Origin of the sequence: Ottowia sp., assembly GCF_035325765.1 — a bacterium.
Classification (GTDB): Bacteria; Pseudomonadota; Gammaproteobacteria; order Burkholderiales; family Burkholderiaceae_C; genus Ottowia.
This window is the reverse complement of sequence record NZ_DAOKZG010000017.1, coordinates 1-25,352: the sequence shown is the minus strand read 5'-3', so window position 1 is coordinate 25,352 and position 25,352 is coordinate 1. Positions and strand designations below refer to the sequence as shown.

General features: G+C 71.3%; 21 protein-coding genes. 20 read left to right on the top strand and 1 reads right to left on the bottom strand.

The features are described from left to right. The first annotated feature begins 6 nt into the window (after window positions 1-6). The 6 genes from PKA16_RS07810 to PKA16_RS07785 all read left to right on the top strand — a co-directional run bounded on the left by PKA16_RS07810 (window position 7) and on the right by PKA16_RS07785 (window position 6,520). Window positions 7-723 carry an ABC transporter ATP-binding protein gene (locus PKA16_RS07810; RefSeq protein WP_324402071.1) on the top strand — a complete coding sequence of 239 codons (717 nt, stop codon included), beginning with the start codon at window positions 7-9 and terminating at the stop codon, window positions 721-723. A gap of 80 nt (window positions 724-803) precedes the next feature. Beyond that, window positions 804-1,484, top strand: coding sequence for a DUF484 family protein (locus tag PKA16_RS07805; RefSeq protein ID WP_324402024.1), 681 nt, complete (start codon window positions 804-806; stop codon window positions 1,482-1,484). Between the two features lie 110 nt (window positions 1,485-1,594). After that, a complete protein-coding gene (locus PKA16_RS07800) occupies window positions 1,595-2,590 on the top strand; it encodes a tyrosine recombinase XerC (protein WP_324402022.1) in 996 nt (331 codons plus the stop codon). A gap of 61 nt (window positions 2,591-2,651) precedes the next feature. Beyond that, window positions 2,652-3,878 (top strand): alpha/beta fold hydrolase, encoded by a 1,227-nt coding sequence (locus PKA16_RS07795; protein ID WP_324402021.1) that lies wholly within the window; start codon window positions 2,652-2,654, stop codon window positions 3,876-3,878. Window positions 3,879-3,995: 117 nt separating this feature from the next. Continuing rightward, window positions 3,996-5,579 (top strand): glutamate synthase-related protein, encoded by a 1,584-nt coding sequence (locus PKA16_RS07790; protein WP_324402019.1) that lies wholly within the window; start codon window positions 3,996-3,998, stop codon window positions 5,577-5,579. A 77-nt stretch (window positions 5,580-5,656) separates the two neighbouring features. Beyond that, window positions 5,657-6,520, top strand: coding sequence for an AlkA N-terminal domain-containing protein (locus PKA16_RS07785; RefSeq protein WP_324402017.1), 864 nt, complete (start codon window positions 5,657-5,659; stop codon window positions 6,518-6,520). 16 nt (window positions 6,521-6,536) lie between these two features. On the opposite strand, the gene PKA16_RS07780 is transcribed toward PKA16_RS07785, so the two are convergent. Then, window positions 6,537-7,985: an aldehyde dehydrogenase family protein gene (locus PKA16_RS07780; RefSeq protein WP_324402015.1), complete on the bottom strand. Its 1,449-nt coding sequence runs from the start codon at window positions 7,983-7,985 to the stop codon at window positions 6,537-6,539. Between the two features lie 202 nt (window positions 7,986-8,187). On the opposite strand from PKA16_RS07780, the gene PKA16_RS07775 reads away from it, so the two are divergent. The 14 genes from PKA16_RS07775 (at window position 8,188) to ftsW (ending at window position 25,061) form a co-directional block, all read left to right on the top strand. Continuing rightward, entirely contained in the window at window positions 8,188-9,258 is a 1,071-nt protein-coding gene (locus tag PKA16_RS07775) for a GTP-binding protein (protein ID WP_324402013.1), read from the top strand. Between the two features lie 199 nt (window positions 9,259-9,457). Next, on the top strand, window positions 9,458-10,099 hold the full coding sequence (gene dksA / locus PKA16_RS07770; protein WP_324402011.1) for an RNA polymerase-binding protein DksA: 642 nt from the start codon (window positions 9,458-9,460) through the stop codon (window positions 10,097-10,099). Between the two features lie 27 nt (window positions 10,100-10,126). Next, window positions 10,127-11,797: an STAS domain-containing protein gene (locus PKA16_RS07765; RefSeq protein WP_324402009.1), complete on the top strand. Its 1,671-nt coding sequence runs from the start codon at window positions 10,127-10,129 to the stop codon at window positions 11,795-11,797. 67 nt (window positions 11,798-11,864) lie between these two features. After that, entirely contained in the window at window positions 11,865-12,410 is a 546-nt protein-coding gene (hslV, locus tag PKA16_RS07760) for an ATP-dependent protease subunit HslV (RefSeq protein WP_324402007.1), read from the top strand. Window positions 12,411-12,509: 99 nt separating this feature from the next. Then, on the top strand, window positions 12,510-13,847 hold the full coding sequence (hslU, locus tag PKA16_RS07755; RefSeq protein WP_324402005.1) for an ATP-dependent protease ATPase subunit HslU: 1,338 nt from the start codon (window positions 12,510-12,512) through the stop codon (window positions 13,845-13,847). A 440-nt stretch (window positions 13,848-14,287) separates the two neighbouring features. After that, window positions 14,288-14,716: a division/cell wall cluster transcriptional repressor MraZ gene (gene mraZ / locus PKA16_RS07750; protein ID WP_324402003.1), complete on the top strand. Its 429-nt coding sequence runs from the start codon at window positions 14,288-14,290 to the stop codon at window positions 14,714-14,716. A gap of 11 nt (window positions 14,717-14,727) precedes the next feature. Continuing rightward, window positions 14,728-15,642 (top strand): 16S rRNA (cytosine(1402)-N(4))-methyltransferase RsmH, encoded by a 915-nt coding sequence (gene rsmH / locus PKA16_RS07745; RefSeq protein WP_324402001.1) that lies wholly within the window; start codon window positions 14,728-14,730, stop codon window positions 15,640-15,642. Continuing rightward, complete coding sequence (gene ftsL / locus PKA16_RS07740; RefSeq protein WP_324401999.1) at window positions 15,639-15,947, top strand: cell division protein FtsL; 309 nt, start codon at window positions 15,639-15,641, stop codon at window positions 15,945-15,947. The genes rsmH and ftsL overlap by 4 nt, the downstream gene beginning before the upstream one ends. Then, window positions 15,944-17,680: a penicillin-binding protein 2 gene (locus PKA16_RS07735; protein ID WP_324401997.1), complete on the top strand. Its 1,737-nt coding sequence runs from the start codon at window positions 15,944-15,946 to the stop codon at window positions 17,678-17,680. The genes ftsL and PKA16_RS07735 overlap by 4 nt, the downstream gene beginning before the upstream one ends. Window positions 17,681-17,942: 262 nt before the next feature. Continuing rightward, window positions 17,943-19,427, top strand: coding sequence for a UDP-N-acetylmuramoyl-L-alanyl-D-glutamate--2,6-diaminopimelate ligase (locus PKA16_RS07730; RefSeq protein WP_324402070.1), 1,485 nt, complete (start codon window positions 17,943-17,945; stop codon window positions 19,425-19,427). A gap of 5 nt (window positions 19,428-19,432) precedes the next feature. Then, window positions 19,433-20,845, top strand: coding sequence for a UDP-N-acetylmuramoyl-tripeptide--D-alanyl-D-alanine ligase (murF, locus tag PKA16_RS07725; RefSeq protein ID WP_324401995.1), 1,413 nt, complete (start codon window positions 19,433-19,435; stop codon window positions 20,843-20,845). Then, window positions 20,835-22,013 carry a phospho-N-acetylmuramoyl-pentapeptide-transferase gene (mraY, locus tag PKA16_RS07720; protein ID WP_324401993.1) on the top strand — a complete coding sequence of 393 codons (1,179 nt, stop codon included), beginning with the start codon at window positions 20,835-20,837 and terminating at the stop codon, window positions 22,011-22,013. The genes murF and mraY overlap by 11 nt, the downstream gene beginning before the upstream one ends. A gap of 172 nt (window positions 22,014-22,185) precedes the next feature. Next, window positions 22,186-23,790, top strand: coding sequence for a UDP-N-acetylmuramoyl-L-alanine--D-glutamate ligase (gene murD, locus PKA16_RS07715; protein ID WP_324401991.1), 1,605 nt, complete (start codon window positions 22,186-22,188; stop codon window positions 23,788-23,790). Continuing rightward, a complete protein-coding gene (gene ftsW, locus PKA16_RS07710; RefSeq protein ID WP_324401989.1) occupies window positions 23,787-25,061 on the top strand; it encodes a putative lipid II flippase FtsW in 1,275 nt (424 codons plus the stop codon). Before murD ends, ftsW begins: the two co-directional genes overlap by 4 nt. Window positions 25,062-25,352: the final 291 nt, after the last annotated feature.

Genomic DNA, 25,352 nt, shown 5'->3' with positions numbered 1-25,352 from the left:
GGCGTGATGGACCGGGACACGCCCCTGGTTGCGCTGCAGGGCGTGCGCAAGTCCTACAACCTCGGCCAGCCGAACGAGGCCGAGGTGCTGCACGGCATCGACCTGGTGGTGGCGCGGGGCGAGTTCATGGCCCTGATCGGCCCGTCCGGCTCGGGCAAGAGCACGCTGCTCAACCTGCTCGGCCTGCTGGAGCCGCCCACGGCCGGCAGCTACCGGCTGCAGGGCCAGGCGGTGCAGGGCCTGGACGATGACGCACTGACCCTGCTGCGCCGGCGCGCGCTCGGCTTCGTGTTCCAGTTCCATCACCTGCTGCCGGCCTTCACGGCGCTGGAGAACGTCACCCTGCCGGCGCTGATGGCGCAGGGGCGCGTCGGCGCCGCCGACGAGCAGCGTGCGCGCGAGCTGCTGGCGGCGGTCGGCCTTGGCCAGGCGCTGCACAAGCGGCCCTCGGAACTGTCCGGCGGCATGCAGCAGCGCGTCGCGATCGCGCGCGCCCTGGTGCACGAGCCGCCGCTGGTGCTGGCCGACGAGCCCACCGGCAACCTCGACACCGCCTCGTCCGACGCCGTGTTCGGCCTGCTGCGCCAGATCCACGAGCAGCGCGGCACCGCCTTCATCGTCGTCACCCACGACCCGCGCCTGGCGGCGCGTTGCGACCGCATGGTCGAGCTGGTCGATGGCCGCATCGCGCGCGACGGGCTGCCCGACGCCACGCGGGGATAATCCGGCGCATGCCAGCCGTCGGGCGCGGCGGCAGCCGGCGCCGCCGCGCTCCCCCGTGCCCACGATCCTCCGGAGCCCGCATGACCCCCGCCACGCCGCCCATCACCGAAGAAGACATCGCCGAATTCCTGATCCAGACGCCCGATTTCTTCGAGCGCCACGCCGAGCTGCTGACGGCCGTGCAGCTCACCAGCCCGCATGGCGGGCGCGCCGTCAGCCTGCAGGAGCGCCAGGCCGAGATGCTGCGCGAGAAGATCAAGCTGCTCGAGCACCGCCTGATGGAGATGATGCGCCACGGCAACGAGAACATGCTGATCGCCGACAAGCTGCTGCGCTGGGCGCGCCAGCTGTTCCTGGTGGCGCGCCCGGCCGACCTGCCCGCCGTGCTGGTGGCCGAGATCCGGGCCCAGTTCAGCGTGCCGCAGGCCGCGCTCAAGCTCTGGGACCTGGCCGAGGCGCATGCCGGCGAGCCGTTCGCGCAGGGCGTGGGCGAGGACGTGAAGATCCTCGCCAGCTCGCTGGCCGCGCCGTATTGCGGCGTCAATTCGGGCTTCGAGGCCGTGCAGTGGCTGGACGAGCCCGAGGCCGCTTCCTCGCTCGTGCTGCTGCCGCTGCGCGCCCATGCCGACACGTCGGCCTTCGGCCTGCTGGTGCTGGCTTCGCCCGACGCCACGCGCTACCAGGCCGACATGGCGACCGACTTCGTCGAGCGCATCGGCGAACTCGCGAGCGCGGCCCTGTCAAGGCTCCGCAGCCCCTGACGATCGCGGGGCGTGCCAATCGCCGGATGCAGGGAAAGCAGAAGATGCACAACGGCAACATGAATTCTCTTGCGTCCTCTGCGCATGGCTGTCCTGGATCTGGGCTACTCATGACCACCCAGCCGTCCAGCCTGTCGACCGCCGACGCGGCCCTGGTGGCACGCTACCTGGAGCACGTGCGGGTCGAGAAGCGCCTGGCCGAACGCACCGTCGCGCTGTACACGCTGGACCTCGAAAAGCTGGCCACCTTCGCCAGCGCGGCTGGCATCGGGCTCGGCGCCGTGCAGCCGGCGCACGTGCGCCGCTGGGTCGCGCAAATGCACGCGGGGGGGCGCAGCGGCAGCGGCATCGCGCTCATCCTCTCGGGCTGGCGCGGCTTCTACGCCTGGCTCGGGCGCGAGGGCAGGGTGGCGGCCAACCCGGTGCAGGGCGTGCGCGCGCCGAAGCAGCGGCGACCGCTGCCCAAGGCCCTGGGTGTCGACGAGGCCGTGCAACTCGCCGACCACGACGGCACGCAGGCGGGCGAAGATCCCTGGCTCGACGCGCGCGACGCCGCCATCGTCGAGCTGCTCTACGGCAGCGGCCTGCGCGTGGGCGAGCTGGTCGGGCTGGACGTGACCGCCAGCGACGCCGCCCTGCGTGGGGGCCGCGGCTGGATCGACCTGGCGGGCGCCGAGGTGCAGGTGCAGGGCAAGGGCAGCAAGCGCCGCAGCGTGCCGCTGGGCCGCGCCGCGCAGGCCGCGCTCGAGCGCTGGCTGGCCGTGCGCAGCCAGGTCGCGGTGGCCGAAGGTGCCGCGCAGGCCCTGTTCATCGGCCGCCGCGGCACGCGCCTGACGGCTCAGTCCGTGTGGCAGCGGCTGCGCCGGCGCAGCCTGCAGGCGGGGCTGGCGACGCCGGTGCACCCGCACATGCTGCGCCATTCCTTCGCCAGCCACCTGCTGCAGTCCAGCGGCGACCTGCGCGCGGTGCAAGAGCTGCTCGGCCACGCCAGCATCGGCACCACCCAGGTCTACACGCGGCTCGACTTCCAGCACCTGGCGCAGGTCTACGACGCCGCGCACCCGCGCGCCCACGCCCGTCCCGACAAGCCGCCAGGCGAGGACTGACGCCGCAGGCACCGCGCCGACTCGCTATGCTGGGGCGCGAGATCGCCAGAAGGAGTCCAGCATGTACAGCGAGCGCATCGAGTTTCCCGGCAGCCAGGGCACGCCGCTGGCCGGACGTCTGGAGTGGGCCGAGGCGCCGCCGCGCGACTGGGCGCTGCTGGCGCACTGCTTCACCTGCTCCAAGGACACGAAGGCGGCGGTCTATATCGCGCGCGCCCTGGCCGAGGCCGGCTTCGGCGTGCTGCGCTTCGACTTCACCGGCCTGGGCGGCAGCGGGGGCGACTTCGCCAACACCGATTTTTCCTCCAACGTCGACGACCTCGTGGCGGCGGCCGACTGGCTGCGCGGCGCGCGCGGCGTGCCGGCGCTGCTGATCGGCCATTCGCTCGGCGGCGCCGCGGTGCTCGCGGCCGCCGAGCGCATCCCCGATGCGCGTGCCGTGGCGACCCTCGGCGCGCCGTTCGAGCCGGCGCACGTGGCGCGCCAGTTCGGCGACCAGCTGGAGCGCATCCAGCGCGAGGGCGAGGCCGTGGTGCAACTCGGCGGTCGCCCGTTCACCGTGCGGCGCCAGATGCTGGACGACCTGCAGGGCCAGCGCCAGGCCGCGCGCATCCACGCCCTGCGTCGGCCGCTGCTGGTGCTGCACGCGCCGCGCGACGCCGTGGTCGACATCGACAACGCCGGCCGCATCTTCCAGGCTGCGCTGCACCCCAAGTCCTTCATCGCGCTGGACGGTGCCGACCACCTGCTGCAGCGCGAAGCCGACGCGCGCTACGCCGCGCAGGTGATCGCCACCTGGGCCGGCCGCTACCTCGAGCCGGCGCCCGAGGCGCCGGCGGCGGACGACGGCTGGGTCCAAGTGCAGGAGACGGGGACCGGCGCCTACGCCGTCGACGTGCAGGCCGGGCGCCACCACTGGCTCGCCGACGAGCCGGTCGCCGTCGGCGGCGACGACGCCGGCCCCAACCCTTACCAGATGCTGAGCGCGGCGCTGGGCGCCTGTACCGTGATGACGATGCGCATGTACGCCAACCGCAAGCAGTGGCCGCTGGAGCGGGCGCGTGTCGCGCTGCGGCACGAGAAGGTCCACGCCAGCGACTGCGCGGAGTGCGAGACGCGCACCGGCCGCATCGACCGCATCGAGCGTCGCATCGAGGTCGAGGGCGCGCTGGACGCGGCGCAGCGCCAGCGCCTGCTGGAGATCGCCGACATGTGCCCGGTGCACCGCACCCTGCACGCCGAGGTGCAGGTGGTGAGCGAACTGGTGGACCCGGAGCGTGGGCGGTAGAGGGCGTCGACTGCTCGCTATCATGACCGCGACCCGGCGGGCGCCAGTGCATGCGCCCGCTGCGAGCCGACTGCGCCGCTGCCGCGCAGCGCCCCATCATTTCAAGGAGGATCACGCATGGCCAAGGCCGTGATTGCAGCGCGCCGCCCGATGCAGGTGCACCTGGAGCCCGGCGAGCACTACTGGTGTGCCTGCGGGCGCTCGAAGAACCAGCCGTTTTGCGACGGCTCTCACCGCGGCACCGGCATCCGGCCGGTGGCCTTCACCGTCACCGAGGCCACCGACGCCTGGCTGTGCATGTGCAAGCAGACGCACGACGCCCCCTATTGCGACGGCACGCACAAGACCCTGCCCGAAGGCGTGACCGAGCTGGAGAGCAGCCATACGGTGGCACCGGCCGCCGCTGCGCCCGCATCGGCCCCTGCGCCAGCCCCGGCGGCGAACAGCGCCATGCCGGCGTCCGTCAACACGCCCGAGGAGCCGACGGTCGAATACATCCACGCGCTGGCGCGCGACGGCCTCGCCCGCACCGGCCGCCACGGCCCGATCGACGCCATGGGCGTGCCGCGCGCCCTGCTGCCGGACTGGAACGACATCCAGATCCTGACCGCCCAGTTCGCGCGCCAGCCCCTGCTGGACGACGCGCCGGTGGCGACCGAGCTCGTGGTCGGCTCCAACGCGCGCAAGCCGCTGCGGCTGAAGATTCCGCTGCTGGTCTCCGACATGAGCTTCGGTGCGCTGTCGCAGGAGGCCAAGACCGCGCTGGCCCGGGGTGCGGAACTGGCCGGCACCGGCATCTGCTCGGGCGAGGGCGGCATGCTGCCCGAGGCGCAGCAGAACAACTCGCGCTACTTCTACGAGCTGGCCTCGGCCAAGTTCGGCTGGCACGACGACATCCCGACCCTGGTGCAGGCCTTCCACTTCAAGGGCGGCCAGGCCGCCAAGACCGGCACCGGCGGCCACCTGCCGGGCGCCAAGGTGAGCGAGAAGATCGCCGCCGTGCGCCACCTCGCGGTGGGCCAGGACGCGATCTCGCCCGCCACCTTCACCGACCTGCACACGCCGGCCGACTTCAAGGCCTTTGCCGACCAGGTGCGCGAGCGCTCGGGCGGCATCCCGATCGGCTTCAAGATGTCGGCCCAGCACATCGAGCGCGACATCGACTTCGCGCTCGCGGCTTCGGCCGACTACATCATCCTGGACGGCCGCGGCGGCGGCACCGGCGCCGCGCCGCTGCTGTTTCGCGACCACATCTCGGTGCCGACCATCCCGGCGCTGGCGCGCGCGCGGCGCCACCTGCAGCGCTGCGGGCGCGAGGACGTGACCCTGATCATCACCGGCGGCATCCGCACCCCGGCCGACTTCATCAAGGCCCTGTGCCTGGGCGCCGACGGCATCGCGCTCGCCAACAGCGCCATGCAGGCCATCGGCTGCGTGGCTGCGCGCATCTGCCACACCAACAACTGCCCCACCGGCATCGCCACCCAGCGCCCCGAGCTGCGCGCGCGCCTGCAGGTCGACGTCGCCGCCGAGCGGCTGGCGCGCTTCCTCGACGCCTCGGTCAGCCTGATGCAGGTGATGGCGCGCGCCTGCGGCCACGCCCGGCTGGCCGACTTCTGCCTCGACGACCTCGTCACCTTCAAGCGCGAGATCGCCGAGCTTTCCGGCATCGCCTGGGCGGGCGCCGCGTCACTCGACTGAACGCCCGCTGCGCGCGCAGCGTGATCGCGGTGCGTTCCGGCCATCGCGTCAGGCTGGATACTGGCGGGCGTGCCGCCATGCCTGCCGACCACCTGACGCTCGACCTGTCCTTCCAGCCACCGCTCGACTGGTCGGGGCTGTGCCGCTTCCTCGCCGCGCGCGCGATCCCGGGGGTCGAATCGGTGCAGGACGGCGTGTATCGGCGCGCCGTGCGCCTGCCGCATGGCGGGCAGTGGGTGGCAGGCTGGCTGGCGCTGGCTGCGGCGGGGCCGGCCGGCACGCTGCGCCTCACGCTGCCGGCCAGCCTGGCGCCGCTGCAGGATCGGGTGGTCGTGCGCCTGCGCCGGCTGTTCGACCTCGACCGCGATCCCGCGCCGGTCGCGGCCGGGCTGGGCGCATTGGGCGCGGCGCATCCCGGCGTCCGCGTGCCCGGCGCCTTCGACGGCTTCGAGACCGTGGTGCGCGCCATCCTCGGCCAGCAGGTCACGGTGGCGGCGGCCAGCACCCTCGCGGGTCGCCTGGCCCGGCAGTTCGGCGTGCCGCTGGCCATCCCGCTGGCTGGCCTGACCCACGCCTTCCCCGACGCCGCCACGCTGGCGGCGGCCGACCGCGAGACCCTCGGGCGCCTGGGCATCGTGCGCACCCGGGTGGCGGCGATCCAGGGCCTGGCGCAAGCCGTGGCGCAGGGGCTGGTGCTGGCGCCCGGCGCCGACGTGCCGGCCACGCTGCGCGCCCTGCAGGCGATTCGCGGCATCGGTGACTGGACGGCGCAGTACGCCGCCATGCGCGCGCTGAAATGGGCCGACGCCTTTCCGGCCGCCGACCACGGCGTGCTGACCGCGCTCGGGTTGCGCACGGCCGCGCAGGCCCGTGCCGCCGCCGAACGCTGGCGCCCCTGGCGCGCCTACGCCGTGATGTGCCTCTGGCAGTCGCTGGGGTGAGCCGGGTCTGCCCGCTTCAGGCGCCGGCCTTGGCGGGCTTGGGCTCGAAGCCCATCACCGCCTTGACCTCCAGGAACTCGCGAAAGCCGTGCTCGCCCCACTCGCGGCCGTTGCCCGACTGCTTGTAGCCGCCAAACGGCGCGCCGACGTCCGGGCCGGCGCCGTTCAGGTGCACCATGCCGGTGCGCAGGCGCGCGGCGACGCGCCGCGCGCGCTCCAGGCTGCCCGACTGCACGTAGCCCGACAGGCCGTAGGGCGAGTCGTTGGCCATGCGGATCGCGTCGTCTTCCGTGTCGTACGGGATCATCACCAGCACGGGCCCGAAGATCTCCTCGCGCGCGATCGTCATGTCGTTCCGGACGTCGGCAAACACCGTCGGCTTGACGAAATAGCCCTTGCTCAGGCCTTCGGGACGCCCGGTGCCGCCGGCCACCAGGGTCGCACCCTCGTCGATGCCCTGCTGGATCAGGCCCTGGATCTTGTCGAACTGCGCCTGGCTCACCACCGGACCCATCGCCATGCCCTCGGCCATGGCGTCGGCCACCTGGGTGCGTTCGGCCACCGCCTTGGCCGCGGCCACGGCCTGGGCCTGCTTGGCGCGCGGCACGAACATGCGCGTGGGGGCGTTGCAGCTCTGGCCGGAATTGGTGAAGCAGGCCTGCACGCCCTGCTTGACGGCCTTGTCGATGTCGGCGTCGTCCAGCACGATGTTGGCCGACTTGCCGCCCAGTTCCTGGGCCACGCGCTTGACCGTGTCGGCGGCGGCCTTGGCCACCGCGATGCCGGCGCGCGTGCTGCCGGTGAAGGTCATCATGTCGATGCCGGGGTGGCGCGCCATGGCCTCGCCCACGCCCGCGCCGTCGCCGTTGACCAGGTTGAACACGCCGGCGGGCGCGCCCGCCTCGTGCATCACCCGGGCCAGCAGCAGGCCCGACAGCGGCGCGATCTCGGAGGGCTTGAGAATGATGGTGCAGCCCGCCGCCAGCGCCGGCGCCACCTTGCACATCATCTGGTTGATCGGCCAGTTCCAGGGCGTGATCATGCCGACCACGCCGACCGGCTCGTACAGCGTGGCGGTCGTGCCCTGCACGGTCTGGAAATCGAAGTCCTTCAGCACCTTGATGGCCTGCTTCAGGTGCGCCACGCCCATCGGTGCCTGCGCCGCCTTGGCCAGCCACTGCGGCGCGCCCATTTCCAGCGAGATCGCGCGCGCCACGTCGCCGATGTGCTGCTGGTAGGTCGCCAGCACCCGCTCCAGCAGCGCCAGGCGCTCCTCGCGGCTGCTGTGCCCGAAGGTCTCGAAGGCATGGCGCGCGGCCTGCACCGCGCGGTCGACGTCGGTGGCCGAGCCCAGGCTGACGCGGGCGATGACCTCCTCGGTCGAGGGGTTGATCACGTCGAGGGTGCGCGGCGTGGCCGGGTCCACCCACTGACCGTCGATGTAGAACTGAAGCTGCTGGTCCATGCGGGGTCTCCTGAGGTGGGGGTGCGCCGTGGCGCCGTGATTTGCGAAATCCGCCGGCGACCCCATGTGAATGATCAACCCGCCAGTTTGCCACGATCGCTGCGCCGGCTCCTGCCACCGTGGCTGCAGGCGTGGCCTCGCGTGGCTACACTGAAAGATTGACCCAAGCGCGATGCATGACCTGCATCAAGACCAGATCCTCATGCCCCTGATTCCCGCCACCATCGTCACCGGCTTCCTCGGCGCCGGCAAGACCACCCTGCTGCAGCGCGTGCTGACCGAGGCGCACGGCCAGAAGATCGCCGTGATCGAGAACGAGTTCGGCGAGGAGAACATCGACAACGAGATCCTGGTGCACGACGACGGCGAGCAGATCATCCAGATGAGCAACGGCTGCGTCTGCTGCACCATCCGCGAGGACCTGCGCAACACCCTGCAGGTGCTGGCGGCCAAGAAGCGCAAGGGCCTGCTCGACTTCGAGCGCGTGGTCATCGAGACCACCGGCCTGGCCGACCCGGGCCCGGTGGCGCAGACCTTCTTCATGGACGACGAGATCGCCGAAAGCTACCTGCTCGACTCCATCATCACCCTGGTCGACGCCAAGCACGCGGCGCAGCAGCTCAACGACCGGCTGGAGGCGCAGCGCCAGGTCGGCTTTGCCGACCAGATCTTCATCAGCAAGGCCGACCTGGTCGACGCGCGGGAGCTCGACGCCCTGCAGCATCGCCTGAGGCACATGAACCCGCGCGCGCCGCAGCGCGTGGTGCACTTCGGCGAGGTCGCGCTGAAGGAAGTGCTCGACCTGCGCGGCTTCAACCTGAACGCCAAGCTGGACATCGACCCCGAGTTCCTGCGGGAAGACGAGCACGCGCACCACCATCACGAGCATGACCACGACGGCGCGCACTGCGACCACCCCTCGCACCGGCACGCCCACCATCACGGCGAAGGCCACGCGCACCATCACCATGACGACGATGATGTGAAGAGCTTCGTGTTCCGGTCCGAGCGCGCCTTCGACCCGGCCCGGCTGGAGGACTTCCTGGGCGCCATGGTGAACATCTACGGCCCGCGCATGCTGCGCTACAAGGGCGTGCTGTGGATGCAGGGCACCGACCGCAAGGTGGTGTTCCAGGGCGTGCACCAGCTCATGGGCAGCGACCTCGGGCCGGCCTGGGGGCCGGAGGAAAAGCGCCAGAACAAGATGGTGTTCATCGGCATCGACCTGCCGCGCGACATCCTGACGCAGGGCTTGGAGCAGTGCCTGGTCTGACGGGGCTTGGGCAGGCTTGACAGGACCGATACAATCGCCGCCTTCGGGTCTGTTGCTGAAGATTTCAGCAACTGCGGGACCCCAGCGCCCAAGAAGGTCTATAACAGGGCATTGCGGATGGGGGTGACCCATTCCATCCGCCATGTTTGAGTTGGAGGAACGTGGCCCGCCGCGCTCCCGCCGACAGGAGACGCATGACGTGAAATCCGAGGCTGCCAAGACACCGGCCGCAACCCGGCCCAAGGCCGCAAAGACCGTGCCTGCCGGACAGACCCGGACGCCCGCGCGCAAGGACGATGCCGGTGCGCCCCGGTCCGCCGCGCAGCCGGCCGCTGCACGCCGCCCCGCGCCCGCCCCCGCGCCTGCGCCCGTGCCGATCGCGGTCAAGAAGAACCCCCGGCTGGCCAACAACTGGAAGACCAAGGCCCCGGACCAGTTGACCGACGAGGAAGTCATCGCCATGCCCGATGGCGAGTACATGAACGAGACCCAGCTGGCGTTCTTCCGCCTCAAGCTGGTGGGGCTGAAGAACGACATCCTGGCCAACGCCGACCAGACCACCGAGAACCTGCGCGAGGAGACCGTGGTCGTGCCCGATCCGGCCGACCGCGCCACCATCGAGGAAGAGCACGCGCTGGAGTTGCGCACGCGCGACCGCGAGCGCAAGCTGCTGAAGAAGATCGAGCAGTCGATCGCCCGCATCGACGCGGGCGACTACGGCTACTGCGACGAGACCGGCGAGCCGATCGGCGTGCCGCGCCTGCTGGCGCGCCCGACCGCGACGCTGTCGCTGGAAGCACAGCAGCGGCGCGAGCTCAAGCAGAAGATGTTCGGGGATTGACCGCGAAGCGTGGAGGGCCACCGGCCGATGGACGAGGAAACCACCCCCAAGAGCAGCGGGCGGCTGTTGTCCAAGGTGGTGAAGTTCATCACCCGGCCAACCACCGACTGGGCCGACCTGAATCGCGTCGATTCGGGCGAGGCCGAGCCCAGCGAGTCCAGCCTCGCGCTGCGTGAAATGATCGAGCGCAAGCGGCGCAACGATTTCGTGCGCAAGCGCGAGTTCGACATGCTGCGCAAGCTGCGGCGGCGCCAGCTCGCGGGCGGCACGGATTCGATGGAACTCAGCTCGATCGCTTCCAGCCAGGTGTCGGCCCAGTCGGAGCAGCGCGAACGCATCGAGGAGAAGATCGACCAGATCGAACAGCAGATGTCGCGCGCCTGGCTCGAGCGCGAGCAGACCACCACCGACGCGGGCCATGCCTATGACAAGACCGTGCCGGCGACCTTGACCGGTTCGGGGCACGGCCTGGACGCCGTGGACGCGACGTCGGCGCCCGCATCCGGGCCGGGTCTCGAGGCAGGACCGACCGCGCAGCCGCCCCTCGAAATCCTGGCCGAGGCCCAGCCGGCCCCCGCGCCCGACGACGAGGAGGAGGATGCGGTCTCGATCGGCCCCGAACTCGAGGAGGTCGCGATCCGCTTTGCCAACGGCGACGTCTCGGGGGCCGAGGCCAGCCTGCTCGACCTGCTCTCCGAGGGCGGCAAGCTGTGCGATGACGTCGATGCCTGGCTGACCCTGTTCGACCTCTACCGGGCGGCGGGCGAGCCCGACAAGTTCGATGGCGCGGCGATTGCCTTCGTTGGGCGCTTCGGGCGTTCGGCGCCGCAGTGGGAGCTGCTGCCCGGCGCGGGTTCCGACGCCGTGCCGATGGACGAGGACGGCGCGCCGCACGTGGTCGGAGGCGCCGGCGGCGGCGCGGCGCTGCACTGGGTGGCGCCATCGACGCTGGGCATCCAGTCCGTCGCCGCCCTCAATGCCTCGCTGGCGCGCGCCACGCCGCCCTGGCGCCTGGACTGGCGCCGGCTGCGGGCGATCGAGCCGGACGCGCTGCAGCCGCTGCTCGAGACCCTGCGTGGCTGGGCCGAGGAGCCGGTGCGCCTGCGCCTGCTGGGTGCCGAGCAGTTGCTCGCCATCCTGGCGGACCACTCCCCGTCCGACCAGCGCGACGTCGACCCCCGCTGGTGGGAGGCACGGCTCGCCCTGCTGCGCGTCATGAACGAGGGCGACGAATTCGACCTGGTGGCGCTCAATTACTGCGTCACCTATGAAATGTCCCCGCCCGCCTGGGAAGATCCGCGTTGCGAGTGCGCCTTCCTGGACGAGAGCGGCAGCACCCTGCCACCTCCCGAGGCGGACGACGAGCGCGGTGGGCGGGCGTCCTCGGGCCTGGCCAGCCTGTTGCCGGGCGAGGGCCTGGACGTGCTGCGCCGCGAGCTCGAGGGCGTGATCCAGGACGACGCCACGGCGGCGCTGCAGGGGCTGGGCATCACCGAACACACGCGCACCATCGAGTTCAACTGCCGGCGCCTGGAGCGGGTCGATTTCGGCGCCGCCGGTGCGCTGCTGAACTGGGCCGCCGAGCAGCAGGGGCGGGGTCGCCGAGTCGTGTTCCGCCACGTGAACCGGCTGGTGGCCGCCTTCTTCGGCGTTGTCGGCATCAGCGAATCGGCACGGGTGCGGCGGCGCGTCGACTGAACGTGCGCGCGGCCAAGCCCGCCGGCGCGGCCCTTGCAATGGCCGGCACCGCCCTCACTTAAGTTGGATGGAATCGTTTCACGGCACCACCATCATCAGCGTGCGGCGCCAGACGCCCGACGGCTGGCAGGTCGCCCTGGGCGGCGACGGCCAGGTGACCCTGGGCAACGTCGTCGTCAAGGGCACGGCGCGCAAGGTGCGCAAGCTGCACCACGGGCGCGTGCTGGCCGGCTTTGCCGGCGCCACGGCCGACGCCTTCACCCTGTTCGAGCGCTTCGAGGCCAAGCTCGACAAGCACCAGGGCCACCTCACGCGCGCCGCCATCGAGCTCACCAAGGACTGGCGCACCGACCGCGTGCTGCGCCGGCTCGAGGCCATGCTGGCGGTGGCCGACCACGAGGCCTCGCTCATCATCACCGGCAACGGCGACGTGCTCGAGCCCGAGCACGGCCTGGTCGCCATCGGCTCCGGTGGTCCCTACGCCCAGGCCGCCGCCAAGGCCCTGCTCGACCACACCGAGCTGAGCGCCGAGCAGATCGTCAGGAAGTCGCTCGAGATCGCCGGCGAGCTGTGCATCTACACCAACCTCAATCACACCATCGAGGTGCTCTGATTCTGGCGTGACGCGTGCCGCGCCTGGACGCGCGGGCCGTCTTCGTCATCGACGTCGCGCAGCGACGCCAGTCACCTGTCATTTGTCACGCGCCCAGCCATGTCCTCCATGACCCCCCAGGAGATCGTCTCCGAACTGGACCGCCACATCGTCGGCCAGCAGGCCGCCAAGCGCGCCGTCGCGATCGCGCTGCGCAACCGCTGGCGCCGCCAGCAGGTCGACGAGAAGCTGCGCCCCGAGATCACGCCCAAGAACATCCTGATGATCGGCCCCACTGGCGTCGGCAAGACCGAGATCGCGCGCCGCCTGGCGCGGCTGGCGAATGCACCGTTCATCAAGGTCGAGGCGACCAAGTTCACCGAGGTCGGCTACGTCGGCAAGGACGTCGACTCGATCATCCGTGACCTGGCCGAACTGGCCGTGAAGCAGCAGCGTGAGCAGGCCATGCGCCAGCATCGCACGCACGCCGAGGACCTGGCCGAGGAGCGCATCCTCGACGTGCTGATCCCGCCCGCGCGCAGCGCCGACGGCAGCACGCCGCAGGGCGGCGACAGCGCGGCGCGCCAGGCCTTTCGCAAGAAGCTGCGCGAGGGCCAGCTCGACGACAAGGAAATCGAACTGGAGCTGGCGCAGCCGACGCCGACCATGGAGATCATGACGCCGCCCGGCATGGAGGAAATGGCCGAACAGCTGCGCGGCATGCTCGGCAACCTGGGCAGCGGCCGGCGCAAGCTGCGCCGCGTGAAGATCGGCGAGGCCCTCAAGCTGCTGGTCGACGAGGAAGCCGGCAAGCTGGTCAACGAGGACGAGATCCGCGTGCAGGCGATCCAGAACCTGGAGCAGAACGGCATCGTCTTCATCGACGAGATCGACAAGGTCGCCTCGCGCTCGCTGGAGGGCGGCGGCAGCACGGCCGACGTCTCGCGCCAGGGCGTGCAGCGCGACCTGCTGCCGCTGGTCGAGGGCACCACGGTGAGCACCAAGTACGGCATGGTGCGCACCGACCACATCCTGTTCATCGCCTCCGGCGCCTTCCACCTGGCCAAGCCGAGCGACCTGGTGCCGGAGCTGCAGGGGCGCCTGCCGATCCGCGTCGAACTGGCCTCGCTCTCGGTGGAGGACTTCAAGGCCATCCTGACGCAGACTGATGCCAGCCTGGTGCGCCAGTACCAGGCCCTGCTGGCCACCGAGGGCGTGCGCCTGGACTTCACCGAGGACGGCATCGCGCGCATCGCGCAGATCGCCTGCGACGTCAACGAGTCGACCGAGAACATTGGCGCGCGCCGCCTGTCCACGGTGATGGAGCGCCTGCTCGATGAGGTCAGTTTCGACGCCACCCGGCTGGAAGGGCAGGCGGTGGTGATCGACGCCGCCTACGTCGATGCGCGGCTGGCGGCGCTCAGCCGCGACGAAGACCTGTCGCGCTACATCCTCTGAGCCGGAGTCCGGCCGGGCCCGTCCGGGGCGCGTCCCGACGGCGTCGGGACCGAGGCTCAGGCGGCTCGCGCGGCGTTTGCAGGCAGCCGCGGGCCGGGCGGCGGGCCGGGGCAGCGGCTGCGCGCCCGGCCTGCCTCCTGTCGACGGCGCCAGCGGCCGCAGGGTGTGCGGAATTTCACGCTCTTGCGTGCGCCCTGCGACCGGGCGATTCGCGCGCATCCTTTCAAAGCACTTTCATTGATCGCCATAAGTGACTAATTTCAAAGCCATTTTTCTTCAAAGAAATCTCGAATGACGGGCTAAGGCATTGATTTCATTGAAAAAAAATGCGGCCCACGCTGTTGTTCGCGGTGAATTCCTGCTACAGTGCAATTTAGTGCAATTAAGTGGTGAGAAGTGCCATTCTTGCCAAATCGCGGCCAGCGTAGCAGGGAATATCGGTGTTTCAAGGGGCGTCGTCGCTGAATCTGGATGCCAAGGGGCGGATCTCCGTGCCCACGCGGCACCGCGACGTCCTGCTTGCCATGGCGAGCGGGCAGCTCACCATCACCAAGCATCCGCATGGCTGCCTGATGCTGTTCCCGCGCCCGGAGTGGGAGCGTTTTCGCGAGCGCATCGCCCAGTTGCCGATGTCGGCCCAGTGGTGGAAGCGCATCTTCCTGGGCAATGCCATGGACGTGGAAATGGACGCCACCGGCCGCGTGCTGGTGTCGCCCGAGCTGCGCGGCGCCGCCGGCCTGGTGCGCGAGACCATGCTGCTGGGCATGGGCCAGCACTTCGAGCTCTGGGACAAGGCACGCTACGAGGCGCAGGAGGCCGAGGCCATGCAGGCGCAGATGCCTGAGGCGTTCGAGGACTTCGCGTTTTGAAGGCGGGGGCAGTGCACGCATGGTCCCACACCACGGTCTTGCGGCAGGAAGCGGTGGATGCACTGGTCACCGATCCGCAGGGCTGCTATGTCGACGCCACCTTCGGCCGCGGCGGACATGCGCGCGAGATCCTGGATCGCCTGGCGCCGGCGGGCCGCCTGGTCGCCTTCGACAAGGATCCCGAGGCATTGGCCGCAGCGGCGCGCATCGAGGATGCGCGTTTTGCCATCCGGCACCAGGGCTTCGCGGCGCTGGGCGAACTGGCCCCGGCCAGCGTGGCCGGAGTGTTGCTGGACCTGGGCATCAGCTCGCCCCAGGTCGACAACCCCGCGCGGGGTTTTTCTTTTCGTGCCGACGGCCCGCTCGACATGCGCATGGACCCCACGCGGGGCCAGAGCGCGGCCGAGTGGCTGGCGGAGGCTGGGGAGCGTCAGATCGCGGAGGTGATTCGTGACTACGGCGAAGAACGGTTTGCTGTCGCCATTGCAAAGGCGATTGTCGCGCGCCGGCAGGCCGGCCGGCCGGTGGCCCGCACCCTGGAACTGGCCGAACTCGTGGCTGGCGCGGTCCGCACCCGCGAGCCGGGCCAGCACCCTGCGACACGCACGTTCCAGGCTATTCGGATTTTCATCAACGGCGAGTTGGAAGAGCTCGCCCAGGCGCTAGACGCGAGTCTTCGCGTGCTGCGGGCCGGGGGGCGTCTGGTGGTGATCAGTTTCCATTCGCTGGAAGATCGCATCGTCAAGCGGTTCATCGCGCGCCACGCGCGGGCGCCGGTGGACCGGCATGCGCCCTTCGTCGAGCCGGCGCCGCCCCTGCTGCGCGCGCTCGCGCGCCAGCGCCCCAGTGCCGCCGAGGTGGCGGCCAACCCGCGGGCACGCAGCGCCATCCTGCGCGTGGCCGAGCGCACGGAGGCTCCAGCATGACGCGATTGTCGATCGTGCTGCTGGCGGCCGTGATGGTGTCGGCACTCTACCTGGTGCGCGTGCAGTACGAGTCGCGCCGCCTGTTCACCGAGATCGATCGCGTCGGCCGCGAGGCGCGCGCGCTCGAGACCGAACGGCGCCGGCTGGAGGTGGAAAAGCGCGCGCAGGCGACCTCGCTGCGTGTCGAGAAGCTGGCCAAGGAGAAGCTGGCGATGCGCTCGATCACGCCGGCCATCACCGAATACGTGACGCTGCCGCGCGCGGCTGTCGCCGGCGCCGCGGCCGCCGAGGGGGCGCGGCCATGAAGAGCATCCGCTACACCTCCAGCCCGTTGCTGGCCTCGCGCACGCCGGTCTGGCGCAGCAAGTTCATCGTCGCCGGCCTGGCCGTGGCCTTCCTCGGCCTGACCGGGCGCGCGGCCTACGTCCAGGTGGTGGACAACGCCTTCTTCAAGCGCCAGGGCGAGGTGCGCTTCGTGCGCACGCTGGAGCTGCCGGCGAGCCGCGGCCGCATCTTCGATCGCAATGGCCTGCTGCTCGCGTCCAGCGTGGTGGCGCCGAGCATCTGGGCGATCCCCGAGGACGTCAAGGCGAGCGAGGCCGAGCTGCGCGAGCTGGCCGGGCTGCTGGGCATGCCGCTGGCCAACCTCAAGCGCAAGCTGGCGGACGAGGACAAGAATTTCGTCTGGGTCAAGCGCCAGGTCGACGAGCCGGTGGCGCAGCGCATCGCCGAGCTGAAGATCCCCGGCATCCACCAGCGCCGCGAATACAAGCGCAAGTACCCGGAGGGCGAGGCGGCGGCGCACGTGATCGGCTTCACCGACGTCGAGAACCAGGGCCTGGAAGGCGCCGAGCGTTCGTTCGACCAGCGGCTGGCCGGGCGGCCGGGCTCGCGTCGCGTCATCAAGGACCGGCTGGGCCGCGTGGTCGACGCCATCGGCGAAGCGGTTCCGCCCACCGACGGCCAGGACATCCAGCTCTCGATCGATTCCAAGGTCCAGTTCTTCGCCTACCAGAAGCTGCGCGACGCGGTGACCGCGCACAAGGCGAAATCGGGCAGCGTGGTGGTGCTCGACACGCGCACCGGCGAGGTGCTGGCGCTGGCCAACTACCCCAGCTACGCGCCGGACAACCGGGCCGGCCTGAGCGGGCCCCAGTTGCGCAACATCGCACTCACCGACACCTTCGAGCCCGGCTCGGTGATGAAGCCGATCACCGCCGCGATCGCGCTCGAGCTCGGACGCGTGACGCCGCAGACGCTGATCCAGACCGGCCCCGGTCGCTACCAGCTCGACCGCTACACGGTGCGTGACACGCACGACTACGGCACGCTGACGGTGGAGGGCGTGATCCAGAAATCGAGCAACGTCGGCGCGCTGAAGATCGCGCAGAAGCTGGGTGCGCGCGAGATGTGGGACGCCTATTCCGCGCTCGGCTACGGGCGCAAGCCGGACCTCACGTTCCCGGGCGCCGCCAGCGGTCGCGTGCGCCCGTGGAAGAGCTGGCGCCCGGTGGAGCAGGCCACCATGGCCTACGGCTACGGCCTGTCGGCTTCGCTGTTCCAGATGGCGCATTCCTACACCGCCTTCGCCCACGACGGCGTGATCATCCCGGCGACCCTGCTGAAGAGCCAGGACGGCGCCGCCGTGCCCGGCCTGCGCGTGTTCTCCGACAAGACCGCGCGCGCCGTGCGCAAGATGCTGCACATGGCCGCCGGCCCGGGCGGCACCGGCCAGCGCGCCCAGACCATCGGCTACTCGGTCGGCGGCAAGACCGGCACCGCGCGCAAGCAGGTCGGCAAGGGCTATGCCGCCAACAAGTACCGCGCCTGGTACGTCGGCATGGCGCCAATCGAGCAGCCGCGTGTGATCGTCGCCGTGATGGTCGACGAGCCGAGCAACGGCGTGTTCTACGGTGGCAGCGTGGCGGCCCCGGTGTTCAGCGAAGTCGCGCAGCAGGCGCTGCGCATCATGGGCGTGGCTCCCGACGTGGAGGTCAAGCCCGAGATCGTGGCGCAGCAGGTCGAGGAGTCGTTCTAGATGCACCCCCCTGAGTCGCTGACGCGCCACGTGCTTACCGCCAGAGTCGGTGGCTTTTCGGCTCGCCCCGGCCTGCGCAGGCAGGCCTGGAGCCGCGAGCCTCAGCCCCCCGCTCTCGCTGCGCTGCGCTGCGCGGGCCGGGGGACAACGCTGGTGGCCGGCATGGCTGAGGCCACGGCGTTCGCTCGAATGGCCTGTTCCACGGCCACGCGATGCCCGGGTTCTGGCGTGACGGCTGGCGTCGGGAAGGACTGAGGTGGCGATCACCGTGCTGCATACCCCGCAAGAGGCCGCGCGCTGGCTGCGCGCGCGCGTGCGCGGTTGCCTGCACACGGACAGCCGGCGCGTGCGCGCGGGCGACGGCTTCATTGCCTGGCCGGGGGCGGCGAGCGATGGCCGCGCCTTCGTTGCCGCCGCGCTGGCCCAGGGCGCGCTGGCCTGCCTGGTCGAGCAGGCAGGCAGCGAGCGCTTCGGCTTTGCCCCGGATGCGCCGGTGGCACGCTATGCCGGCCTCAGGACTGCCTGCGGCCCGATTGCCGACGCCTACTACGATGCGCCTTCGCGTGCGCTCGCCCTGGTCGCCATCACCGGCACCAACGGCAAGACCTCGACCGCCTGGTGGCTGGCGCACGCGCTGTCGGCCCTGCGGTCGCCCGCGCTGTCGCCGTGCGCCATCGTCGGCACGCTCGGCATCGGCGTGCCGCCGCGGCTGGAGCCGACCGGCCTGACCACGCCCGATCCGGTGCGCCTGCACGCCGGGCTGCGCACCCTGGTCGACCACGGCGTGCGCGCCTGCGCACTCGAGGCCTCGTCGATCGGCCTGGCCGAACACCGGCTGGACGCCACGGCGATCCGCGTCGCCGTGTTCACCAACTTCAGCCAGGATCACCTCGACTACCACGACACGATGGCCGCCTACTGGCAGGCCAAGCAGGCGCTGTTCGACTGGCCCGGCCTGCAGGCGGCGGTGATCAATATCGACGATCCGCGCGGCGACGCACTGGCGCACCATGCCGCCGCGCGCGGCGTCGACGTCTGGACCGTATCCCTGCAACGCCCTGCGCGGCTGCGCGCGCAGGACCTGCACTGGAACGAGCGCGGCCTGCACTGGACCGTGCACGAGGCCCAGGCCGAACAGGTCGTCGATGCCGCCGTGGTGGGCGCGTACAACGCCGCCAACCTGATGGGCGTGCTCGGCGTCATGCGGGCCCTCGGCGTGCCGCTGGCGGACGCGGCGGCGGCCTGCGCCGCCCTGCCGGCGGTGCCGGGGCGCCTGGAGCGCATCGAGGTTGCCGGCGCGCCGCTGGCCATTGTCGACTACGCCCACACGCCCGACGCGCTGGAGCAGGTGCTGCGCGCGCTGCGGCCGCTGGCCGAGCGGCGCGCCGGCGCGCTGTGGTGCGTGTTCGGCTGCGGCGGCAACCGCGACGCCGGCAAGCGCCCGCTGATGGCGGCGGTGGCCGAGCGGCTGGCCGATCGCGTCGTGGTCACCAGCGACAACCCGCGCCACGAGGACCCGCGCGCCATCGTGGACGCCGTGCTGGCCGGACTGGCGCGGCCGGATGCGGCCCTGGTCGAGGTCGACCGGGCACGCGCCATCGCAGCGGCGCTGGCCGCGGCGCAGCCCCGCGACGTGGTGCTGATCGCCGGCAAGGGGCACGAGGACCACCAGGAAGTCGCCGGCCAGCGCCATCCGTTTTCCGACCAGGCGGTGGCGCGCGCCGCCCTGCCGGGGGCGCGGCCATGATGGGCATGGATCTGCCCCTGGACCAGATCGCGGCCTGGCTGCCCGGTGCGCGCCTGGCGGGTGCTGGCGCCACGCGCATCACGCGCGTGCACAGCGACACCCGCACGCTGCAGCCGGGCGACCTGTTCGTCGCGCTGCGCGGCGAGCGCTTCGATGCCGCCGACTTCCTGGCGCAGGCCGCCGAGCGCGGCGCCGTGGCGGCGCTGTGCGGCGAGGACGCGGCCGCGCGCCTGCACGCGAGCGGTTTGCCCGGCGTGCTGGTGCCCGACGCGCGTCGGGCCCTGGGCGACCTCGCCGCGCACTGGCGCCAGCGCTTCGATGGCCCGCTGATCGCGGTCACCGGCAGCAACGGCAAGACCACGGTGACCCAGATGCTGGCCGGCATCCTGCGCGCCTGGGTGGGCGAGGCCGCGCTCGCGACCGAAGGCAATCTCAACAACGACATCGGCCTGCCGCTGACCCTGCTGCGGCTGCGGCCAGGTCACCGTGCGGCGGTGGTCGAACTCGGCATGAACCACCCGGGCGAGATCGCGCGTCTGGCCGAGATCGCGCAGCCGACGGTGGCGCTGGTCAACAACGCCCAGCGCGAGCACCTGGAGTTCATGGCCTCCGTCGAGGCGGTGGCACGCGAGAACGGCGCCGTCCTCAAGGCCCTGCGCGCCGGCGGCACGGCCGTGTTCCCGAGCGACGACGCGCATGCGCCGCTGTGGCGCACCATGGCCGGCGCCCACGCCCAACTGCTGTTTGCCGCCTCCGGGGCGGATGCCGACGTGCACCTGCGGCAGGCCGAGTGGCGCGGCGACCGCTGGCAGGTGCGTGCCGCGACGCCGGCCGGCACGCTGGCATTCGATCTGCACATCGCCGGCCGCCACAACCTGCACAACGCGCTGGCGGCGCTGGCCTGTGCACAGGCCGCCGGCGTGCCGCCCGACGCCATGGCGCAGGGGCTCGCCGCGTTTCGGCCGGTGCGCGGACGCTCGCGCACGTTGGTGCTGCGCCGGCGCGGCCGCAGCATCACCCTGATCGACGACACCTACAACGCCAACCCCGATTCGGTGCGCGCCCTGATCGACGTGCTGGCCGAACTGCCGGGTCCGCGCCTGCTGGTGCTGGGCGACATGGGCGAGGTGGGCACCCAGGGCACGGCCTTCCACGCGGAGGTCGGCAGCTACGCGCGCCAGCGTGGCATCGAGCACCTGCTGGCGCACGGACCGCTCGCGATCCACGCCGCGATGGCCTCTGGCGGCCTGCACTTCGACGACATCGAGCGCCTGAACGCCGCCGTGCACACGCTGCTGGCGCAATGCGCCAGCGTGGCCGTGAAGGGTTCGCGCTTCATGCGCATGGAGCGCGTGGTCGAGGCACTCACGCGGGCGGCGGACAACGCGTCCCCGGAAGGGAGCGAGCATGCTGCTTGAACTGGCCGCCTGGCTGCAGAAGCTCTCCCCAGAGCTGGGCTTCTTCCGCGTCTTCCAGTACCTCACCTTCCGCGCCGTGATGGCGGCGATGACCGCGCTGCTGATCGGCATTGCCTTCGGTCCCTGGGTGATCCGGCGCCTGACGGCACTGAAGATCGGCCAGCCGGTGCGCGGCTACGCCATGGAGACGCACCTGATCAAGAGCGGCACTCCGACCATGGGCGGAGTGCTGATCCTGCTGGCGATCGCCATCTCGACCCTGCTCTGGTTCGACTGGAGCAACCGCTTCGTCTGGATCGTGATGCTGGTCACCTTCGGCTTCGGCGCCATCGGCTGGGTCGACGACTGGCGCAAGGTGGTCAACAAGGACCCCGAGGGCATGCGTTCGCGCGACAAGTACCTGTGGCAGTCGGTGATCGGCCTGGTCGCCGCGCTGTATCTGGTGTTCAGCATCTCCGAGGGCTCCAACGCCAAGGTCTGGGAGCTGTTCACGAGCTGGATCCGCTCGGGCTTCCAGGTCGAGCTGCCCCACGCTGCCGGCCTGCTGCTGCCCTTCTTCAAGGAGGTCAGCTACCCGCTCGGCGTGCTGGGCTTCGTCATCCTGAGCTACCTCGTCATCGTCGGTTCCAGCAACGCCGTCAACCTGACCGACGGGCTCGATGGCCTGGCCATCATGCCGGTGATCATGGTCGGTTCGGCGCTGGGCGTGTTCGCCTACGTCACCGGCAGCGCCGTGTATTCGAAGTATCTGCTGTTTCCCTACATCCCCGGCACCGGCGAGCTGCTGATCTTCTGCGCCGCCATGGCCGGCGCCGGCCTGGCCTTCCTCTGGTTCAACGCGCACCCGGCCCAGGTCTTCATGGGCGACGTCGGCGCGCTGGCGCTGGGCGGGGCACTCGGCACCATCGCCGTCATCGTGCGCCAGGAAATCGTGCTCGCCATCATGGGCGGCATCTTCGTGGTCGAGGCGATCTCGGTCATGCTGCAGGTGACCTGGTTCAAGTTCACCAAGCGCCGCTACGGCGAGGGCCGGCGCCTGCTGAAGATGGCGCCGCTGCACCACCACTTCGAGAAGAGCGGCTGGGCTGAGACCCAGGTCGTCGTCCGGTTCTGGATCATCACCATGCTGCTGTGCCTGGTGGGGTTGTCGTCGCTCAAGCTGAGATGATGCTCTCCCTGTCTCGCTTCGCTCGTTCCCCCGAAGGGGGACGCACCCTGTGGCCAGGGAGACCCTGGCCACGGGTGCCCGCGCGTGGCCTGCTCCGCGGACCGTTCTCCCTCTCCCCCTGGGAGCGGGTTGGGGTGAGCGACTGCGGCGCCTTGATTGCGGGGAGGGCGCGGTGAACACGCTGCAGGGCCTCCACGTGCTGGTGCTGGGTCTGGGCGCCTCCGGCCTGGCCATGGCGCGCTGGTGCGCGCGCGCGGGGGCGCGCGTGACGGTCGCCGACACGCGCGCCGAGCCGCCGCAGCTCGCGGCGCTGCGCGCGGCCGTGCCGGGGGCCGCCTTCGTCAGCGGACCGTTCACGGCCAGCCTGGCCGCGGACCCGAGCCTGCGCGCGGTCTACCGCAGCCCCGGCCTGGCGCCGGCCGAGATCGCCGCCGTCACCGAGGCCGCGGCGGCGCGCGCGCTGCCGGTCGCCGGCGAGCTCGACCTGTTCACTCAGGCGCTATCCCAGCTCAAGGCCGAGCGCGGCTACGCACCGGCGGTGCTGGCCGTCACCGGCACCAACGGCAAGACCACGGTGACGGCGCTGGCGGGCCAGCTGATCGAGCGCGCCGGCAAGTCGGTGGCGGTGGCCGGCAACATCGGCCCCAGCCTGCTCGACACCCTGGCCGCGCGCCTGGACGCGGGCGAGCTGCCCGAGGCCTGGGTGCTCGAACTCTCCAGCTTCCAGCTCGACGCGGCGCACGACTTCGAGCCGACCGCGGCCGTGCTGCTCAACATCACCCAGGACCACCTCGACTGGCACGGCAGCCTGGAGGCCTATGCGGCAGCCAAGGCCAAGGTGTTTGGTCCGACCGGCGCGATGGTGCTCAATCGCGACGATGCGCGCGTGGCCGCGCTGCGGCCGGCGCCGGCGAAGGCGGTGCGCGGGCAGCGCCCGCTGCTGCGCGAGGTCATCAGCTTCGGCACCGACCTGCCGCCGGAGGCCGGTGATTTCGGCCTCGAGAGCGTGGCGGGCATGACCTGGCTGGTGCGCGCGCTGCCGGACAGCGAACCCGAGCGCCGCCGCAAGGCCGGCGACGCGCCGGAACTGCATCTGCAGCGCCTGATGCCGGCCGACGCGCTGCGCATCCGCGGCCGCCACAACGCCGCCAACGCGCTGGCGGCGCTGGCACTTGCCGTGGCCTGCGGCTGTCCGCTGGCGCCCATGCTGTACGGCCTGCGCGAATACCGCGGCGAGCCGCATCGCCTGCAGTCGGTCGGCGTGCTCGGCGGCATCGAGTTCTTCGACGACAGCAAGGGCACCAACGTCGGCGCCACCGTGGCCGCCCTGCAGGGCCTGGGGGGCGAGCGCAGCGCCGGGCCGTCCGAGGCAAGCGAGAGCCCCCTTGGGGGGCAGGGCGGACACCAGGTGCCGGACGTGGGGGCTATCGTTCAGCGCCGCGTGGTGCTGATCCTGGGCGGGCAGGGCAAGGGCCAGGACTTCGCGCCGCTGGCCGATCCGGTGGCGCGCCATGCCCGCGCCGTGATCCTGATCGGCCAGGATGCACCGCTGATCCGCCAGGTGCTGTCGGGCGTGCCCCTGCTCGACGCCGCCGACATGGCGCAGGCCGTCGTGCTGGCGCGCGACGCGGCGCAGGCAGGCGACGCGGTGCTGCTGTCGCCCGCCTGCGCCAGCTTCGACATGTTCGACAACTACGGCCATCGCGGCGACGTGTTCCGCGCCGAGGTGCAGGCGCTGGCGCACGCCGAGGGCATCGAACTGGAGGCGCTCGCGTGACCGCGGCCGCTGGATTCACGGGTGCCGGCGGCAGCGGCAAGGCGCGCCGCCGGCGCGGCGCACATGCCGCCGCGGCCGAGCTGCCGGTGCGCATCGGCTCGGCCGGCACCACGCACACCAGCAGCACGCCCTCGCGCGTGCTGGGCTTCGACCAGGGCCTCGTCTGGGTCTGCGTGGCCCTGCTCGCCTTCGGCCTGGTGATGGTGTATTCGGCCAGCATCGCGCTGCCCGACAGCCCGCGCTTCGCGCGCTACTCGCCCAATCACTTCGCGCTGCGCCATGCGCTGTGGATCGGCCTGTCCCTGGTGGCAGCGCTGGTGGCCTTCCAGGTGCGCATGGACTGGTGGGAAAAGGCGGCGCCCTGGCTGTTCCTGCTCACCCTGGGCCTGCTGATCGCCGTGCTGATCCCGCACGTGGGCAGCATGATCAACGGCGCGCGCCGCTGGATCGCGCTCGGTCCCATCAACTTCCAGCCCTCCGAGCTGGCCAAGATCGCCATCCTGCTCTACGCATCCGACTACATGGTGCGCAAGATGGAAGTCAAGGAGCGCTTCTTTCGCGCCGTGCTGCCGATGGCGGCGTCGGTGGGCGTGGTCGGTTCCCTGCTGCTGGCCCAGCCCGACATGGGCGCCTTCCTGGTGATCGCCGTGATCGCCATGGGCATCCTGTTCCTGGGTGGCGTCAACGCGCGTATGTTCTTCCTGATCGCCGCCATCCTGGTGGTGGCGTTCGCGCTCATGATCTGGACGTCGCCCTGGCGGCGCGAGCGCATCTTCGCCTACCTCGACCCGTTCAGCGAGGACCACGCGCTGGGCAAGGGCTACCAGCTTTCGCACGCGCTGATCGCGATCGGCCGCGGCGAGATCTTCGGCGTCGGCCTGGGCGCCAGCATCGAGAAGCTGCACTGGCTGCCCGAGGCGCATACCGATTTCCTGCTCGCCGTGATCGGCGAGGAGTTTGGCCTGGTCGGCCTGGTGTGCGTGATCTTCCTGTTCTTCTGGCTCACGCGCCGCATCATGATCATCGGCCGCCAGGCGATCGCGCTGGACCGCGTGTTCTCCGGCCTGGTGGCGCAGGGCATCGGCCTGTGGCTGGGCTTCCAGGCCTTCATCAACATCGGCGTCAACCTGGGCGCGCTGCCCACCAAGGGCCTGACCCTGCCGTTCATGAGCTACGGCGGCTCGGCCATCATGGCCAACCTCGTGGCGATTGCCATCGTGCTGCGCGTCGACGTCGAAAGCCGCGCGCTGATGCGGGGAGGGCGCAAATGAGCGCGATGTGCCTGCACATCCTGAGCGCCGCCGGGCCGTCCCAAGGCGCGAGCGCCCCCTTGGGGGGCAGCGCACCACGCGCAGCGGGGAAGCGTGGGGGCCTGCTCCTGAGCGCCGCCGGGCCGTCCCAAGGCGCGAGCGTCCCCTTGGGGGGCAGCGCACCACGCGCAGCGGGGAAGCGTGGGGGCCTGCTCCTGAGCGCCGCCGGGCCGTCCCAAGGCGCGAGCGCCCCCTTTGGGGGCAGCGCACCACGCGCAGCGGGGAAGCGTGGGGGCCTGCTCCTGAGCGCCG

What these genes read in the sequence shown, in the direction of transcription:
- PKA16_RS07810 (WP_324402071.1), top strand. Translation starts at nt 7, where the DNA reads ATGGACCGGGACACGCCCCTGGTTGCGCTGCAGGGCGTGCGCAAGTCC.
- PKA16_RS07805 (WP_324402024.1), top strand. Translation starts at nt 804, where the DNA reads ATGACCCCCGCCACGCCGCCCATCACCGAAGAAGACATCGCCGAATTC.
- PKA16_RS07800 (WP_324402022.1), top strand. Translation starts at nt 1,595, where the DNA reads ATGACCACCCAGCCGTCCAGCCTGTCGACCGCCGACGCGGCCCTGGTG.
- PKA16_RS07795 (WP_324402021.1), top strand. Translation starts at nt 2,652, where the DNA reads ATGTACAGCGAGCGCATCGAGTTTCCCGGCAGCCAGGGCACGCCGCTG.
- PKA16_RS07790 (WP_324402019.1), top strand. Translation starts at nt 3,996, where the DNA reads ATGGCCAAGGCCGTGATTGCAGCGCGCCGCCCGATGCAGGTGCACCTG.
- PKA16_RS07785 (WP_324402017.1), top strand. Translation starts at nt 5,657, where the DNA reads ATGCCTGCCGACCACCTGACGCTCGACCTGTCCTTCCAGCCACCGCTC.
- PKA16_RS07780 (WP_324402015.1), bottom strand. Translation starts at nt 7,985, where the DNA reads ATGGACCAGCAGCTTCAGTTCTACATCGACGGTCAGTGGGTGGACCCG.
- PKA16_RS07775 (WP_324402013.1), top strand. Translation starts at nt 8,188, where the DNA reads ATGCCCCTGATTCCCGCCACCATCGTCACCGGCTTCCTCGGCGCCGGC.
- PKA16_RS07765 (WP_324402009.1), top strand. Translation starts at nt 10,127, where the DNA reads ATGGACGAGGAAACCACCCCCAAGAGCAGCGGGCGGCTGTTGTCCAAG.
- hslV (WP_324402007.1), top strand. Translation starts at nt 11,865, where the DNA reads ATGGAATCGTTTCACGGCACCACCATCATCAGCGTGCGGCGCCAGACG.
- hslU (WP_324402005.1), top strand. Translation starts at nt 12,510, where the DNA reads ATGTCCTCCATGACCCCCCAGGAGATCGTCTCCGAACTGGACCGCCAC.
- ftsL (WP_324401999.1), top strand. Translation starts at nt 15,639, where the DNA reads ATGACGCGATTGTCGATCGTGCTGCTGGCGGCCGTGATGGTGTCGGCA.
- PKA16_RS07735 (WP_324401997.1), top strand. Translation starts at nt 15,944, where the DNA reads ATGAAGAGCATCCGCTACACCTCCAGCCCGTTGCTGGCCTCGCGCACG.
- murF (WP_324401995.1), top strand. Translation starts at nt 19,433, where the DNA reads ATGGATCTGCCCCTGGACCAGATCGCGGCCTGGCTGCCCGGTGCGCGC.
- mraY (WP_324401993.1), top strand. Translation starts at nt 20,835, where the DNA reads ATGCTGCTTGAACTGGCCGCCTGGCTGCAGAAGCTCTCCCCAGAGCTG.